The organism is Pectinatus frisingensis (genome assembly GCF_014076555.1).
Taxonomy (GTDB): Bacteria; Bacillota; Negativicutes; order Selenomonadales; family Selenomonadaceae; genus Pectinatus; species Pectinatus frisingensis.
In genome coordinates this window covers 453398-469632 of the sequence record NZ_CP045424.1, presented here as the reverse complement: position 1 = coordinate 469632, position 16235 = coordinate 453398, and the positions used below count along the sequence as shown (strand labels likewise).

Genomic DNA, 16235 nt, shown 5'->3' with positions numbered 1-16235 from the left:
ATCACTCCTATGTTAAGAATAAATCAAGCTTCCACTGAAGTAAAAGCAAATTTATCTACATCAAATAATCCCATGTCTGTTATTTTCAATTTTGGGATCACCGGTAATGCCATAAAGCACAATGTCATTATTGGATCAATGTATCTATTTATTCCCAATTTCTCATATGCTGCCGTGTGAATGGCAATTAAACGTTTATTAACCCATTCACCATTCTTATCACTCATTATTCCGGCGATCGGCATTGGCATATTGGCAATAATATTATGTTCACAAGTAAGCACTATTCCGCCTTGCTGTTTTATCAATTCATTTACAGCATATTCCATATCACCATCATTTGTCCCCACAACAATGATATTATGCGAATCATGTGCTATGGATACTGCCACTGCCCCACGTTTAATTCCGTAATTACGCAACAAAGCGACCGCTACATTTCCTGTATTTTTATGACGTTCAACAACAGCTATTTTCACAATGTCTGCTTTCGATGAGTAAACAAACAGTCCGTTTTCATCCAAATCAACACTTGCCGTTCCCTTTTCTGTAACTACACCATCCGGTAAGATGTCAATTGTTTTTACCAATTTCGATTTCAAACGTAATGCCAATTTTTTAACGGAGAAATCTTTAACATGACAGCTGCCGGTTACACTATCTATGGGATATTTTTTTACTTCCGGCAGATATTTACCATCTGTCGACACCAATTGGCCTTTAATATAAACATTTTCAACAACAAATTCGTCCAAATTATTAAGCACAGCCAAGTCAGCACGTCTGCCCGGTGCCACAGCTCCCCTGTCATTAAGTCCAAAGCATTCGGCTGCATTAAGCGTCGCCATCCGCAGTGCAGCAAACGGAGCTATCCCATTTGCCACACAAATACGCAAATGATCCTCCAAATGACCTTTAGCAAAAATAGTCTTTGGCTGGCGATCATCTGAGCATAAAAGGCAACGACGTTCATTTGCCGTGGTAATTCCCCTGACAAGCGTGAGTAAATCGTGACAGGCTGAACCGTTTCGCAAAATAACATACATGCCTCTGGCTAATTTATCATGCATTTCTTCAAGAGTAGAACATTCATGATCATCGGCAATTCCTGCAGCAATGTATGCATTTAAAGCATTACCAGTGAGACCTGGACCATGTCCATCAATTATTTTTTTATTCTTTTTTGCCGTCAATAATTTGTTTAATACCTCATCATCGGCACTAATAACACCCGGAAAATTCATAAATTCTCCCATACCGAGAATATCGTTGTCAGCCATTGCCCGCTGCATCACAGCTGCCGTAATATCCGCCCCTGCATGTTCAAATGGTGTTGCTGGTACACAAGACGGCAGCATATATTCTATATTGAGTACAGTATTTTTTGCTGCTTTTATCATATAGTTCATCCCGGTCAATCCGCACACATTAACAATTTCATGTGGATCAGCAATAATTGTCGTCGTACCATGCGGTACCAAAAGTGCACCTATTTCCTCAGGGCTGACACAAGCCGATTCTATATGAATGTGACTGTCAATAAATCCTGGTACTACTACAGCGCCTTGTAAATTCTGCTCTTTTCCCCCATCATATTTTCCAATACCAGCTATAAAGCCATCACTTATTGCAATATCACCAGTGATAAATTCAGCGTTATAGACATCGGCGATACGGCAATTTTTTAATACTAAATCAGCCTTACAACGCCCTGCCGCAACATCAATCAATTTTTTAAGCTGCTTTTTCTCCATATTAATCCCCGCCTATAAATAAAATCTTTGCCAAAAGGAAACCTGTCTGGACAAAATCGCTCTTAAGCAACACAGCCATTTAATTCCCAGACAGGTATTTCTCACCAATAATAACGGCAGCAAGGTCATCTACAGGTCTTGGTGGTACAAGCATTCCACGTGGGATAAATCGTCTTATACCTCTGGGTGGATTCTCCCGCCAATATCGTTTTTTTGCCTCGTCCGTTGTCCGATATTCATTTATTACTTTTATATCAATTGAAGGGTATTGCTCCCTTAATCTTAGCTGCATTGTCTTACTGCCGGTTCCGCTGCCAATGGCAAATACTTCAACGGAATATTTTTTCATCAATATATTTATTGTAGGTAAAAGATCAACCATAACCACTGTTTCATGAAAAATAACTTTTCTATCATATCGCAGTAAGGCAAGCCCTGATTTTTCTCTTCCCGGATCAATCGCTATCAAACAATTTCCCTTAGTCTTCATTTATCTTTTCTACCTTGATAATCAGCCGCAATGGTCCCAATATGTTAGTATCACCGCGTGAATAAGCCGTCAATAAAATTTTGCCCTTTATTCCTACCATGGCATCTGTTACATCATAAAGCTGGTTCATGCTTATAACACCAATGGATCCACGTAATGGATCCGGCAGAACGCCGTTTGCCGAAGCAATAGTATTTATATCGTGCAAAAAATTCAACAATATTTGCTGCGCCATTGCCTGAGTACCATCTGTGACAAATTCACCATTGGTTATCATTTCACCGTTACTATATACATTTCTATCCGGATATAGTTCTATATTACTGCGAATCGGTTCATCCTTAACCAAATTAGACGCAGCGATGAACCGAACTACCATATCTTTATCCGATGAACAAATCTTGCTCAATGCATCCTCATATTCGGTGGGATTTATCCATAAACCATTTTGCCGTGACGCACTATATTCAGCCTTGCCAAGAATTCTCGTATTAGCCAGTGCAATAAGTTTTGACATACTTTCTTGTGCCACCGACCAATCAGTGGTAGCTGGGATCACCCCACCAAAAATTAATTCACCAGCCTGATAAATTATCCGTTTGCTGCTCAAATCACCATTTCTTTTCAAGAGATTATCATTTTGATCTTGCAACAAGCTATTACTACCCATTAACTCATTATTATACTTTTGTAAATCACCATTTGTTGCAGTCAGATAACTGTTTTGTCCTTCAAGAGTGTCATTTTGACCTTCTAAACGATTATTATCTGCTAAGAGTTGTCCCTGATACTGCTTTAATTTTTCAGTCTGTGTTTCAGCTTCATTCAGTGCATTACGTGTCTTTCCCAAACTAAACTGCATCTGTTGCTGCTCTTGTCTGGCTCTTTGCAGATTATTGTCGGCATCATTCAAATTATCCTGTGTAATACGTATTTTCTGCTGTAATTTTTCCATACCAAAAAGTGCCGTACGTACATCTTTAGAAGTAACTGCCAATATGCCAAAGGTCATTGTAGTAATTGCAATTCCTGTAACAATAGTAACTATTATTGACGTATGTCGGGGTCGTAAACCAAACAGAGTCATTTTCTTCTTTCCCACTTTACTACCCAGTCGATCACCAATAAAGGCAATGATTCCCCCTACCATCACTAATACTACAATCAATACTATGCCATGCATGACAGATACCTCCTTTGATATATATTTAATTTTTACATTCTAAAACTTTTACTACCTGGCTGCTTTCTTTATCAAATAACATCCAATGACCGCGCCAATTATATTTGGCAGCCAAACGGCATAAGCCGGCGGTATCCCCATTCGACCAATAACACTTGCAATGGTCATAAATGCATAATAAATAAAGATTATTATAATACTCAGCCCAAATCCGATAGATGAACTGTTACGATTTGGCTGTAAACCTAATGGTGCACCGATCAGCGTAAAAATAAAACTGGCCAGTGGTACTGTTATCCGCTGGTATAATTCTATTTCTAAATCAGTGGTATCCACATATTGACTGCGCATTATCTTTATTTGAGTTTCTAATTCCTTCATCGTCATTTCTTCAGGTTTTTTTTGTTCTCTGATTATATTATCCGGATTTTCCTGTATCGGTAATTTTTGTGTACCAAAATGCATCGTATATGACATTTCACCATTGCTCAGTGAATAAATTACACCATTATGTAATATCCATTCATTATTAGTCCAATCTGCATAATCCGCATTTTCTACCCGAACCAGATTGCCCTCTTCAAAATCTTGCATAGTAATCATTTCCATACGATTTTTTTCTACATCAAACCGGCGGGCATAAACTAATCTTTGAATATTCCCATCTTTTATTTCCTTTAAAATTATATGTTCCCTGGACTGGGGCGCAGCATTATTCTTTATTTCATAATTTATTACATCAGCATAAGCTTGATTCGCCCACGGTACCACATATTCATCAAAAGCAATGGCAAAAATACTTACAACAATTCCCATTATCACAACAGGACGAATAATACGATAAAAACTTATTCCACATGACTTCATCGCTGTTATTTCACTGGCACCAGACAATTTACCAAATACCAGAAGTGTTGCCAATAACATCGACATGGGAAACGTCCATAGCATTATTGCCGGCATACTATAAACAAATAACCGTACCACTGCAGAAAATGACGCCCCATACTGAGTAACATATTGCGCAATCCGGAGCAATGTACCTGAGCCGATAAAAACAGCGGAAAAGGCAAATATTCCAAATAGAAATGCCAACAGCACTTCTTTCAATATATATCGGTCTAAAATTCGCATCTACAATTGCTCCTATAACGTAAAATTGTCGCCAAGATAAAATTTCTTTGCCACTTCACTATTTGCTATTGTCTCACTGTCTCCGGCGACAAGTATCTTTCCCTCATTCATTATATAAGCCCGATTGACAATCTGCAAAGTTTCCCGTACATTATGGTCCGTTATTAATATTCCCATGCCCCGCTTGCAAAGGTATGCTATTATCCCCTGGATATCAGCCACAGCTAACGGATCAATGCCGGCAAAGGGTTCATCGAGTAATATAAACTGCGGTTCCAGCGCCAAACACCTGGCAATTTCGGCACGCCGCCTTTCTCCACCGGATAATTGCATTCCCTTCATGGCACGCACATGACCCAAGCCAAATTCTTCTATCAATTCATCCTTTTTTTTATTTTGTTCCCGTTTTGATAGTTCGGTAGTCTCTAGAATAGCTGACAAATTGTCTTCTACCGTCAATTTTCTGAATATCGATGATTCTTGGGCCAGATAGCTTATTCCCAATTCAGATCTTTTATACATAGGTAATTTAGTTACATTTACGTCTGATAAATAGATTTCCCCATGTGTAGGCCGTTCAATTCCTATTATCATATAGAATGTAGTTGTTTTTCCTGCGCCATTAGGTCCCAAAAGGCCGACAATTTCACCTTTTTTTACCCGAAGTGAAACTTCATCTACAACATTGCGTTCTTTATAACTTTTCACAAGATTTCTTGCTTCGATATACAAATTCGTACCCCCAGCTAAAATACTAACCATCAGACGTAATATTGCCAAAAAGTGCATATAAAATATGCACTTCAGTCAGCCCATGATTTGAAATAATATTTAAACTTCATTTTACATCTATTTAACGGCAGCCTGCCCATTATTCCCCATGTACAGTGTCAAAGTATTACCACGTATAGTATTATTGTCCTGCATGGCTACAGCATTACCTGTCAAAACTATTTTGCCATCTTCCTGGCTATAATAGTCGGCATTATCACTATAAGCTTCCATATTGCGAGTCTGGCTTAATATATGCACATCTCCACTGGCAATAAAATGATCATCCTTCATATAAGCTTCCAGTTTATCTCCGGAAATTGCCCCATCAGCTGCTGTTATCGTTCCGCCATTGGGCATCAAGGCATAATCAGTGTCGGTGTTATATTCCAACCGTACTCCGGTCAGTGTTTTGTCTGCTTTATGTGCTGCCACATTGCCACTGGCTATGAGCATGTTAGCTCCCTGTGTAAACACTTCACCGGCAGTCATATGCAAATCATCCTTATCTGCCGTAACACCACCGGTTATATGACCTTCCTGTGTTTTAGAATTATAAACAGCATGAGCTCCACTTATACGGGCTCCCTCCTGAGTCATAACCACATTCCCATTGGCGGTCATAATACCCGATTGAGTATTATACTCTATACTATTCGCACTTAATTCTGTCGGTTTTCCGCTATCAGCAAATACTGTTCCGGCATATACTGCGATAGCTGCAGCCACTACAGCGGCTATTTTAAATCTACCATTAAACTTCATTGTGCCGTACTTCCTTCTACTATATGGGCATTGCCCGATAATTTAAACTGCAGGAAAGAATTGCTGCTTTCAACCTGATCCGCCTGCGCCTGCATATTGTCTTTTACAATTTTAACATTACCTTGACCAGTCAGCAACTGATTTTCATCATCCCAGACAAGCTTTTGTGCATCGAAAACAAGTCCTTGATTTCCCTGCACATGCACGCCATTATCCAACACAATATCTTTCGTACTGTCAGAATAAGTCCCATGCGGTGCTGTGAGCGTCAATACTTGTTCACCATCATTTTCTCCATAATACTTGCCATGGATATTTTCCATTTCCGCCTGCTGTGTTTTAGTATTCATCTTTATGCTGTCAGCCGTTATTTCCCATATTTTTCTGCCGTTTCGTTCTTCAACGATGGTATTGGACATATAATCCATTGTTTGTTCTTTATTAGTATCATCAGCTGCTTTTTTTTGTGGCTCCGGCTTCGTCACCACCGCCCATACACAAACAGCAATAATTATCACAATAAAACCATATAACGCTATTTTATTTTTATCCTTTAAGCTTTTCATGTGTTATCGTCTTCCTGATACATGATGTTTTATTTTTTGTTCTTCAGGAGCTGTATTCCAGCGTTTCTGGAACCACAACCACTGCGTGGGATGATTTTTTATCACATTCTCAACAAACTCAGTCATTTTTTTAGTGAAATCCAACAAATCTTTATCCGGATCACCAGTATCCTTATAACGCATAATATCGCCTATTATCAAACGATGCCTGCCATCTTCACGGCGTACAATAAAAGCTGGTACAACCGGTGATAAAAACTTATGGGCAAATACCGCCGGACCCAAAGGTGTCGATGCCAATCTACCAAAAAATTTAATAAATGCCCCACCCGGTCCCGCATCCTGGTCAACTAGAAATCCCAATACTTTTCCTTTTTTCAAAGCCCGTGCGGCAGCCATTAATTCACTAGTGCCGCGGGCAAAGACTTCCACCCCAACCATTCTCCGATATTCATTCAATATACGAGTATGCTGGGCATTCGGTTGAGGTTTTACTATGGTAGTGGTAGGAATACCATTAAATGCCATCGAAGCCGCCAGCCATTCCCAATTGCCGACATGTCCCGTTAATATAACTACACCATGACCTTCCTGAACTGCTGCCTTTATTTTTTCCAGGCCATGCGGATCAACAAAATCGTTTATATTATTTTTATTGAGTCGCGGTGTGTAAAGTATCTCTAAAAATGACCGGCCAAGATTTATAAATGAATTTTTTACCGTTTCAGCAGCTTCTTTTTCACTGCATCCCAGTGACATCTGCATCTGGGTTATAGCCCGATTGCGCTCTTTGGCAATCAAATGAAAATATAAAATTCCTAAAATCCTGCCAATATATAATAACGCCTTATGCGGCAATAAACATACACAAAAGCTTAAAAATTTCAATATATGATATTGCAAACGGCACTTTCCCTCCTGCCTTTATTATCTATAAAACTGCTATATGTTCTACAGCATTATAATAATCTTATTGCGCATTGTTATCAAGGGCTTTAGCGGAAATACCTCCATCTAAATAATCTTGCACCAGCGACTGCCATTTCCCCTGGGCCTTTAAAATAAACTCTATGATCTGGCGTACCGCTCCTTCACCGCCATTAAAATCACTGATAAAATGGGCAATTTTCTTTACATCACTAACAGCATCAGCCACGGTGGCAGCAAACCCCACTTTGACCATTATCGGCAAATCAACCAAATCATCACCGATATAAGCAAATTGTTCATCTGCCAGACAATAATCCTGTTTTAATTTTTCATAAGCTGTCGTTTTATATAGATGGCCTTGATAAATAGCATCAAATTTTAATTCCTTGCAACGCGTTGCAACAATCTTTGACCTTCGCCCGGTTATAGCTGCTAACTTTATGCCGCTTTGGCGGGCCAGACTTATTCCCAGCCCATCTCTGGTAAAAAAAGTTTTGAACAGTTCCCCGTCACCCGTATAGTGCAGCCTGCCGTCACTCATTACTCCATCGATATCAAATATTATCATACGCACTTTTGACGCTCTAATTGCCGAACCTTCATACAATTCCATTTTAGACCACACCTTGCCGCAATAAATCAGTCAAATGAACTATCCCCACCGGATTGTTATCTTTATCAATCACAGGCAATACAGTTATCGGCCGTGGTTTATGCTTTTCCATTATACTCAATGCTTCAGCCGCCATTTTGTTTCTGGTAATCGTAAGCGGCTGACTTGTCATCAAATGTTCTACCGATTCATTAAGGAATTCAATACCATGTGACAATCCGCGTCGTATATCTCCATCCGTTATCAACCCTATGAATTTACCACTTTCATTTATAACCGATGTAGCTCCCAATCCTTTGTCAGTCATAAGGAATAATGCCTCTTTAGCTGTTTTATCTTTGCCGATAATCGGATTATCATCCCCGCTGTGCATGACATTTTCTACAGTCAGCAGCAAACGCCGTCCTAATGCTCCACCCGGATGGAATACAGCAAAATCCTTAGCCGTAAAATTACGTACCGACAACAATGCCATTGCGATGGCGTCTCCCATTGCCAAAGTTGCTGTTGTGCTGGCCGTTGGCGCTAATCCTAACGGACAGGCTTCTTTTTTTATACTTACATCTACATAATAATCAGCATTTTCTCCAAGGGAAGAATTTTTTTTGCCGCATAGGGCAATTATTGATGCACCTATTCTTTTTATTATCGGTAAAATATTGATTACCTCAGTGGATTCACCACTATGTGATAAAGCCATAACAATATCCTCTGCTGTAACCATACCCAAATCACCATGAAAAGCCTCTCCCGGATGCATAAAAAATGCCGGTGTCCCAGTACTCGCCAACGTTGCCGCAATTTTTCTGCCAATATGGCCGGACTTTCCCATACCAGTTAAAATAATACGTCCTTTACAAGCCAAAATAGCCTTTACTGCCATCTCAAATTCATCATTTATATGTGAAGAAAGATTCCTTACTGCATCTGCCTCGATAGTAAGTGTTTCTTTTGCCTTAACTTTTATTGTACTGTCCAAAATAATCTCCTCCCAATATTATATGATTAAAAATGTTTTTTAACTATTTTATGTATAGCCAATGCATCCTGCAAAATATTCTTCAAATCATCCAAATAAACCATATTAGGTCCGTCTGAAAGTGCTTCTGCCGGATTATCATGAACTTCCATAAATAATCCGTCCACTCCGGCTCCCACTGCAGCCCGAGTCAAATATTCCACATATTCGCGGTTACCGGCTGAACTGGTTCCATTGCCCCCTGGCAGCTGTACACTGTGTGTGGCATCAAAAATTACCGGATAACCAAATTCCCGCATTATAGGAAATGACCGCATATCGACGACAAGATTATTGTATCCGAAACAAGCTCCCCGTTCCGTCAGCATTATCTGTTGATTGTCAGCACTTTCTATCTTTTCCACAACATTTTTCATGTCCTTGGGTGCCATAAACTGTCCTTTTTTAACATTAACTATTTTGCCGCTTTTAGCCGCTGCATAAAGTAAATCAGTTTGCCGGCACAAAAATGCTGGTATTTGCAATATATCAAGAACTTTAGCCGCCGGTCCTATTTGTTCCTCGGTATGAACATCACTTATTATCGGAACTTTGAGCTCCTGTTTAATCTTACCTAATATTTTTAATCCAGCATCCAAGCCTGGACCTCTAAATCCCTTATAAGAAGACCTGTTAGCTTTATCGAAAGATGCCTTGAAAACATAAGGCATACCCAAACTGTCAGCAATCTCTTTAGCTCTTTGTCCAATATATAAACTGCGTTCATAGCCTTCCAGAACACATGGACCGGCTATCAGTACTAATTGATTGCCAGAACCTATTTCAAAATTTTTCAGTTTAACATTATGCATGATCGTGTTTCCCCTCTTTTTGTCTATAATATTTATTCACTATTGCTAAGTCTTCCGGAGTATCTACCCCGATAAAACGTTTATCAGACGTGATAACTTTTATTTTATAACCATTTTCAATTGCCCGCAATTGTTCTAACGACTCTGTCCGTTCTAAAGGTGTCGGTTTCATCTTGGCATATTTGAGTAAAAATTCTCTTTTATAAGCATATATACCGATATGCTTATAAATTTTAACACCGGAATCATTACGCGGGTAAGGGATCAATGAGCGGGAAAAATAAATTGCATAGTCATTTTGATCTGTTATTACCTTCACATTGCCCGGTTCATTTTTTTCTTTATCAAGCATTAATGTTTTTACCGTTGCCATATTAAGCGAACTATCGTCGATAAAAAGATTTCCCAGTCTGTCAATAAGCTCTGGATCAATTAAAGGTTCATCACCTTGTATATTGATTATCACATCTGCATCTGGATAGTTCAATGCGGCCTCTGCCAGACGGTCTGTTCCTGTCAGATGGTCACTGCGTGTCATTACAGCCTTTCCGCCCGCCTTTAACACTGCATCATAAATCTGTTTATTATCAACTGCCACAATAAATTCTGTAGGAATCTTTGCCTTTACTGCTTGTTCATAAACACGCACCACAAGCGGTTTACCCGCAACATCGGCAAGTGGCTTGCCTGGTAAACGTGTTGAAGCATAACGCGCCGGTATTATACAAATTATATTCATCTGGCCTGACTTCCCCCTTGCAGACAATATTGGTATTCAATCAATCATTTTTTTCTTACATTACATACTTGATCATCATGTTTTGTCAGTGGTGGTAAATGTTCTTTTATATATTGATAAAACTCTTCAGCACCATTTTTAAACTTTATTTCTATGCTTATTATATATATAGGTATACGGTTTTTTTCCTGAATAATTTCCTGCGGAAATTTAACGGCGTCCTTATCAGTTATAACTATAGCCTCGGCACCACGTTTTTCAGCTTGTTTCATCACTGCTGCAATTTCATCAAGTGAATAATCGTGATGATCAGGGAATCGTATGCTTTCCACTATAATCGTACCTATGCTCTGCAATGTTTGTTCAACTGACGCCGGATTTCCGATTGCTGAAACGACCATTATCCTGCATCCAACCATTTCAACAATTTTTTTACCTGTACAACCAATGTTATCCGACCATTCACCGATTTCTACAAATCCCATCGGATTATGAATACTTTCAACAATTAATGCATGGTCATTATTTTGTGACAATGTTTTTCTAATATATTCACGGGAGTGTGGTGTTGCCTGATCGACTTTAGTCAACAAACAGACATCGGCACGATCTAAGTGCGACAAAGATTCCCGCAGCGTACCGCGCGGTAAAATATGTTCATTGCCAAAGATATTTATTGAATCAACCAATAATATATCCATATTTCTTTTCAATTGCCAATGCTGATAGCCATCATCCAAGATAGCTACTTCCACACCGAAATTTTCAATAGCATATTTACCGGTAAGTGAACGATCCGGACCTATCAATACTGGAACATCCGGTAAATTTTTGGCCAGCAGAAAAGCTTCATCTCCCGCTTGAGATGCTGTCATCAACAATTTTCTGCCATCAGAAACCACTCCGACATCACCATGCCATTTAGCTCTATACCCACGATTTAAAATAGCAACTTTATAGCCTATATTACTTATTTCCTTTGCCAGTCGCTGTGAAGTCGGCGTTTTACCTGTTCCCCCCACAGTAATATTGCCTATGCTGATAACATAACAATCAATACTTTGTCGCTTTAAGATGCCACTTTGATATAACCACAATTTTAAATTGACAAGTTTTTCGTAAATAAAGGAAAATATATCCAATATAAATATAATCAAATATCCAACAACATGCTTTTCCCTTCTGCCATGTACCAGTTCAAACAAATATGTTTGTAAATTTTCGATAGCTTCGGTTGATGGAACAGCCAATGTTTTATGGTTTTTGTCAAGTTCTTCCAATACCTGCCGCAAAATCACTGCTGAACGCCGCGATGCGCCCTGATTTTCATGAATTATCGCCAAGCTGGTTGTTTCCATCTGATGTCTTATTTCTGGCTGACGAAACAATTTTATCATTTGCTGAGCCAATTCTATTGAATTATTAACAGTCAAACACGCGTCACGCTTTTTAAATAACATGTAAGTATCCTTAAAGTTAAACATATTTTTACCTACAATTATCGCCTTGCCGTGCGCAGCCGGTTCAAGTATATTATGCCCGCCATGCGGTACTAAACTGCCACCGATGTATATAACATCACCAACACTATATATTTTACCCAATTCACCAATTGTATCAAGTATTACAATATCGTGTCCATGATAAATTCTCTTTTTTAAATCAGTCCGAAAAGCCGTTTTAAAACCACGTTGCTCACATATGTTTTTCACATCATCTTTACGTATTATTTTTCGCGGTGCGATAATCAGTTTGACCTTAGGAAATTCATTACGTAACTTCATAAAAGCATCCAATACATAAACTTCTTCACCCTTATGTGTACTTCCGGCAATAATAATCCCCTCGGCATCATCTAACCCAAGTTCGGCAATTATTTTCTTTTTTCCCTCAGCCGATACATTAGTATAAGTCTGATCAAACTTGGTATTACCGGTAACTGCGACTAATTTTGGATCCGCCCCAAGACGTATTATATACGAAACATCAATTTCCGATTGCATCGCAAATTTATTAACAGTTCCAACCATATCACTGAGCAGGCTGAACATATAGCGATAACGGTTTACACTTTTATCACTTATTCGTCCATTTACCATCATCACCGCCACATTATAACGTCTTGCTGCTTTAAGTAAATTAGGCCATAGTTCTGTCTCTACAGGTAAAAAAATACGCGGCTTTATCTTTTTTACCGTGTGATCCGCTAAAAAGGGTAAATCCAAAGGAAAATAAATTATACTGTCAGCATCTTTGATTATTCGGTTAGCCATTGTATATCCGGAACAGGTAACCACTGATATCAATATAGGTATTTCAGGAAATTCCCGTCGAAACTCTTTTACCAATGGACTGGCCGCAACTATTTCACCCACAGATGCCGCATGCACCCAGATGCAATCTTTGCCAGCTACTTTATCCAAAGCATGTTTTGGCAAAAAGCCAAAACTTTGCTTCATACGCTCACCAAATCCTTTTTCTCGTATCAATCGTACAATAAAATATGGCAGCAGCACAATCATGAGCAGTACAACTACAATATCATATAGTATCTGCATTAATCACACCTGCCTAGATTTCTTGTCATTGAATTGTATATTATATAAATGGCTGTATAATCCATTTTTCGCTAATAACGCACTATGTGTTCCCGATTCTACCATCTCTCCGTTTTCCATTACAATGATATTATCAGCCTGCAAAATAGTTGATAAACGATGCGCTATAACAAAAGAAGTCCGTCCTATCATCAATTTATCCAATGCATCCTGTACCAGTTCTTCACTTTCCGTATCAAGTGCTGATGTTGCTTCATCAAGAATGAGTATACGAGGATTTTTTAATATGGCCCTGGCAATAGCAATACGCTGTCTCTGCCCACCGGACAATGTCACACCACGTTCACCAATTTTTGTATCATAACCATTTTTTAAAGTCAAAATAAAGTCATGCGCATTTGCCGCTTTTGCCGCCGCTACTATCTGTTCATCCGTAGCATCCAGTCTGCCATATCTTATATTGTGCATTACGCTGTCACTAAACAATACTGTTTCTTGAGGTACTATCCCTATTTGACTACGCAATGAAGCCAGTCTTACACTACGTACATCTATATCATCAACATATACTGCACCAGCAGTAACATCATAAAACCTCGGTATTAAATTTACTATAGTAGTTTTTCCAGCACCGCTTGGTCCCACTATTGCGACTACCTGACCAGGTTTTACATCAAGTGATAAATTATTAATAATCCTGCGCCCAGGATTATATTCGAAGCAAACATCTTTGAATTCCACATGTCCGATAACATTAGGCATATCCTGTGCATCAGGATTATCTTTTATTTCCTCTTCAGTATCCAATACACCAAATACTCGATCAGCAGCAGCCATTGCTTTCTGTACAGTGCCAAATACTCTGCTGATACGTTTTACCGGATTAGCCAAATTTACCGCATATGTTAAAAAAGCAATCAAAGAACCTGCTGTAAGTGCTCCGTTAACTACCTGATAACCGCCAAACCACAATATAATTGTGACTATCAATGCCGCTAAAAACTCAACAATCGGCGTCAGCAGTGACATCAATTGGATAGTTTTCATATTGGCTCTAAAATTAAGATAATTTTGCTGGCTGAAACGTTCCATTTCATAATCTTCACGGACAAAAGATTTTATTACCCGTACTGCCGATATTGATTCTTGCAGTAATGATGTTATATCAGCTGTGCGCTGCTGTACAACAGCACCGCTTTCTCTAAGTTTTCTGCCAAAGATTTTCATTGCCTGTCCGACTAACGGTACAACGACTATCGTTATCATTGTTAACTTCCAGTCAATATAAAACATCATACAAACCGAACCAATAAAAATTGATGATTCTGTAACTAAGTCAATCAGACTGTCCACTAATGCCGCCTGCAGAGCCGCTACATCATTTGTTATATAGCTCATTATAGTGCCGGTCTGCTGCTTTTCATAATATGACAATTGAAATTCCTGAAATTTTTTATAAAGAACTTCTCTTATATCAATTATTACTCGTTCAGCAATATATGAAACAAGATATGTCTGTCCATAATAAAATATTCCGCGGAAAAAGAACACCACAATAATACCTAATCCCAGCAGATTAAGTGTAACTAAGTCTTTATCAGCCAATACTTTATCAATCAAATCTTTTATTATCCACGGGACATAAAGGTTTGCTGCTGCTGCCATTATTATACAAACCACAGCCAGGCACAGCCGGGGGATATATGGTTTTATAAATAGTAAAAGTCGCCTATAGTTCTTCATGCATTATTCCTGTTCATTGGATTTATTTTTTTATCTGCTGTAGCAATAATTAATCTTGCTGTTCTTTCAGCCACGCCTGGAGACCCAAGTTTGGCTCTGACTGTTTTCAATTTACTCTTTACATATTGCTTATTATCACTCAAAAGCGTTTGTGCTGATTTAAAAACATTTTCTGGATTTACCTGCTCTTGTAAAAGCTCCGGCATCACTCTTTCTTTCAGTAATATATTAGGTAAACTGAAAAACTTCACATCAACAAACATCTTAGCTATATGATATGTCAGTTTAGACATACGATACAAAACCACCGTAGGAAGCCCCATAAGTGCCGCTTCTAAAATAACGGTCCCCGATGTTGCCAATCCTATGTCACAACAGCTCATCAAATCATAAATCTTATCTTTATGATAATTTATCACAACATCATATTCAGCCGCTATTTTTTGCAATTCTTCTATTTTTATACCTTGAGCCACTGCTACATGAAAACATATCGATGAATATTTTTCTTTAAATAATACTGCTGTTGCCAGCATTACCGGGAAAATAGCTGTTATTTCCTGTCTGCGGCTGCCCGGCAGAAGCAAAATATTGGTTTTCAATGTATCAATCGAAAAACACCTTGCGGCAGACTCCTTGTCTAAAGACGGTCTAACCGTATCAATCAAAGGGTTACCCACAAACTTTATATTAGCTCCAGCCTGTTCATAAACAGCTGTTTCAAAAGGGAAAATAGCTGCTATCTGATCTGCTGTTTTCGCCACTTGTTTAGCCCGGCCTTTACGCCAAGCCCACGCAGATGGCGGAATATAAGAAAAAACAGGTATGCCAAGTTTTTTTGCAACAGGTGCCAGTCGCCAATTAAAATCCGGATAATCAATCAAAACCAGTATATCTGGTTTTTCCTTTTTCATATAATCCACTAATTTATTACGCAATTTAATTAAGCGATATAAATTGATTATTACCTCATAAAACCCCATAACACTGTATTCCGTCATGTTAGCAATAAGTTTCACTCCGGCATTTTCCATCATTGTTCCACCAAATCCGACCATTTCTATATTCGGTTCTATTTTTCTCAAAGCTGCTGCCAAGCTAGCCCCATGTAAATCTCCTGACGCTTCTCCAGCAGAAAACATTATTTTATACATTTTTT

General features: G+C 38.7%; 15 protein-coding genes. All 15 read right to left on the bottom strand.

From position 1 onward, the window contains the following. Positions 1-23: 23 nt before the first annotated feature. Positions 24-1754: an adenine deaminase gene (gene ade, locus F8M42_RS02285; RefSeq protein ID WP_182187794.1), complete on the bottom strand. Its 1731-nt coding sequence runs from the start codon at positions 1752-1754 to the stop codon at positions 24-26. Positions 1755-1833: 79 nt separating this feature from the next. Further along, positions 1834-2244 (bottom strand): RuvC family protein, encoded by a 411-nt coding sequence (locus tag F8M42_RS02280; protein WP_182187793.1) that lies wholly within the window; start codon positions 2242-2244, stop codon positions 1834-1836. Then, positions 2234-3427 (bottom strand): DUF3084 domain-containing protein, encoded by a 1194-nt coding sequence (locus F8M42_RS02275; RefSeq protein ID WP_182187792.1) that lies wholly within the window; start codon positions 3425-3427, stop codon positions 2234-2236. The genes F8M42_RS02280 and F8M42_RS02275 overlap by 11 nt, the downstream gene beginning before the upstream one ends. A gap of 51 nt (positions 3428-3478) precedes the next feature. Beyond that, positions 3479-4561, bottom strand: a complete 1083-nt coding sequence (locus F8M42_RS02270; protein WP_182187791.1) for an LptF/LptG family permease — start codon at positions 4559-4561, stop codon at positions 3479-3481. Positions 4562-4573: 12 nt separating this feature from the next. After that, a complete protein-coding gene (lptB, locus tag F8M42_RS02265) occupies positions 4574-5293 on the bottom strand; it encodes an LPS export ABC transporter ATP-binding protein (protein ID WP_182187790.1) in 720 nt (239 codons plus the stop codon). Between the two features lie 117 nt (positions 5294-5410). Beyond that, positions 5411-6097 carry an LptA/OstA family protein gene (locus tag F8M42_RS02260; RefSeq protein ID WP_182187789.1) on the bottom strand — a complete coding sequence of 229 codons (687 nt, stop codon included), beginning with the start codon at positions 6095-6097 and terminating at the stop codon, positions 5411-5413. After that, positions 6094-6663: an LPS export ABC transporter periplasmic protein LptC gene (gene lptC, locus F8M42_RS02255; RefSeq protein ID WP_182187788.1), complete on the bottom strand. Its 570-nt coding sequence runs from the start codon at positions 6661-6663 to the stop codon at positions 6094-6096. Before lptC ends, F8M42_RS02260 begins: the two co-directional genes overlap by 4 nt. Before the next feature lie 3 nt (positions 6664-6666). Continuing rightward, positions 6667-7566, bottom strand: a complete 900-nt coding sequence (locus F8M42_RS02250; protein WP_182187787.1) for a lysophospholipid acyltransferase family protein — start codon at positions 7564-7566, stop codon at positions 6667-6669. A gap of 67 nt (positions 7567-7633) precedes the next feature. Further along, positions 7634-8206 carry a KdsC family phosphatase gene (locus F8M42_RS02245; RefSeq protein ID WP_182187786.1) on the bottom strand — a complete coding sequence of 191 codons (573 nt, stop codon included), beginning with the start codon at positions 8204-8206 and terminating at the stop codon, positions 7634-7636. 1 nt (position 8207) lies between these two features. After that, positions 8208-9188, bottom strand: a complete 981-nt coding sequence (locus F8M42_RS02240) for a KpsF/GutQ family sugar-phosphate isomerase (RefSeq protein ID WP_182188594.1) — start codon at positions 9186-9188, stop codon at positions 8208-8210. 23 nt (positions 9189-9211) lie between these two features. Beyond that, complete coding sequence (gene kdsA / locus F8M42_RS02235; RefSeq protein WP_182187785.1) at positions 9212-10036, bottom strand: 3-deoxy-8-phosphooctulonate synthase; 825 nt, start codon at positions 10034-10036, stop codon at positions 9212-9214. After that, the gene (gene kdsB, locus F8M42_RS02230) at positions 10029-10775 is read right to left on the bottom strand and encodes a 3-deoxy-manno-octulosonate cytidylyltransferase (protein ID WP_182187784.1); all 747 of its coding nucleotides are present in this window, start codon (positions 10773-10775) and stop codon (positions 10029-10031) included. The genes kdsA and kdsB overlap by 8 nt, the downstream gene beginning before the upstream one ends. Positions 10776-10819: 44 nt before the next feature. Continuing rightward, on the bottom strand, positions 10820-13333 hold the full coding sequence (gene lpxK / locus F8M42_RS02225; RefSeq protein WP_182187783.1) for a tetraacyldisaccharide 4'-kinase: 2514 nt from the start codon (positions 13331-13333) through the stop codon (positions 10820-10822). Positions 13334-13336: 3 nt separating this feature from the next. After that, a complete protein-coding gene (locus F8M42_RS02220; RefSeq protein ID WP_182187782.1) occupies positions 13337-15076 on the bottom strand; it encodes an ABC transporter ATP-binding protein in 1740 nt (579 codons plus the stop codon). Further along, positions 15073-16230 (bottom strand): lipid-A-disaccharide synthase, encoded by a 1158-nt coding sequence (gene lpxB, locus F8M42_RS02215; protein ID WP_182187781.1) that lies wholly within the window; start codon positions 16228-16230, stop codon positions 15073-15075. Before lpxB ends, F8M42_RS02220 begins: the two co-directional genes overlap by 4 nt. Positions 16231-16235 lie beyond the last annotated feature (5 nt).

Bases quoted from the DNA above. Each gene is read 5' to 3' on its own strand.
- kdsB (WP_182187784.1), bottom strand. From the start codon at position 10,775: ATGAATATAATTTGTATAATACCGGCGCGTTATGCTTCAACACGTTTA.
- lptC (WP_182187788.1), bottom strand. From the start codon at position 6,663: ATGAAAAGCTTAAAGGATAAAAATAAAATAGCGTTATATGGTTTTATT.
- F8M42_RS02220 (WP_182187782.1), bottom strand. From the start codon at position 15,076: ATGAAGAACTATAGGCGACTTTTACTATTTATAAAACCATATATCCCC.
- F8M42_RS02280 (WP_182187793.1), bottom strand. From the start codon at position 2,244: ATGAAGACTAAGGGAAATTGTTTGATAGCGATTGATCCGGGAAGAGAA.
- F8M42_RS02245 (WP_182187786.1), bottom strand. From the start codon at position 8,206: ATGGAATTGTATGAAGGTTCGGCAATTAGAGCGTCAAAAGTGCGTATG.
- ade (WP_182187794.1), bottom strand. From the start codon at position 1,754: ATGGAGAAAAAGCAGCTTAAAAAATTGATTGATGTTGCGGCAGGGCGT.
- kdsA (WP_182187785.1), bottom strand. From the start codon at position 10,036: ATGCATAATGTTAAACTGAAAAATTTTGAAATAGGTTCTGGCAATCAA.
- lpxK (WP_182187783.1), bottom strand. From the start codon at position 13,333: ATGCAGATACTATATGATATTGTAGTTGTACTGCTCATGATTGTGCTG.
- lpxB (WP_182187781.1), bottom strand. From the start codon at position 16,230: ATGTATAAAATAATGTTTTCTGCTGGAGAAGCGTCAGGAGATTTACAT.
- F8M42_RS02275 (WP_182187792.1), bottom strand. From the start codon at position 3,427: ATGCATGGCATAGTATTGATTGTAGTATTAGTGATGGTAGGGGGAATC.
- F8M42_RS02260 (WP_182187789.1), bottom strand. From the start codon at position 6,097: ATGAAGTTTAATGGTAGATTTAAAATAGCCGCTGTAGTGGCTGCAGCT.
- F8M42_RS02270 (WP_182187791.1), bottom strand. From the start codon at position 4,561: ATGCGAATTTTAGACCGATATATATTGAAAGAAGTGCTGTTGGCATTT.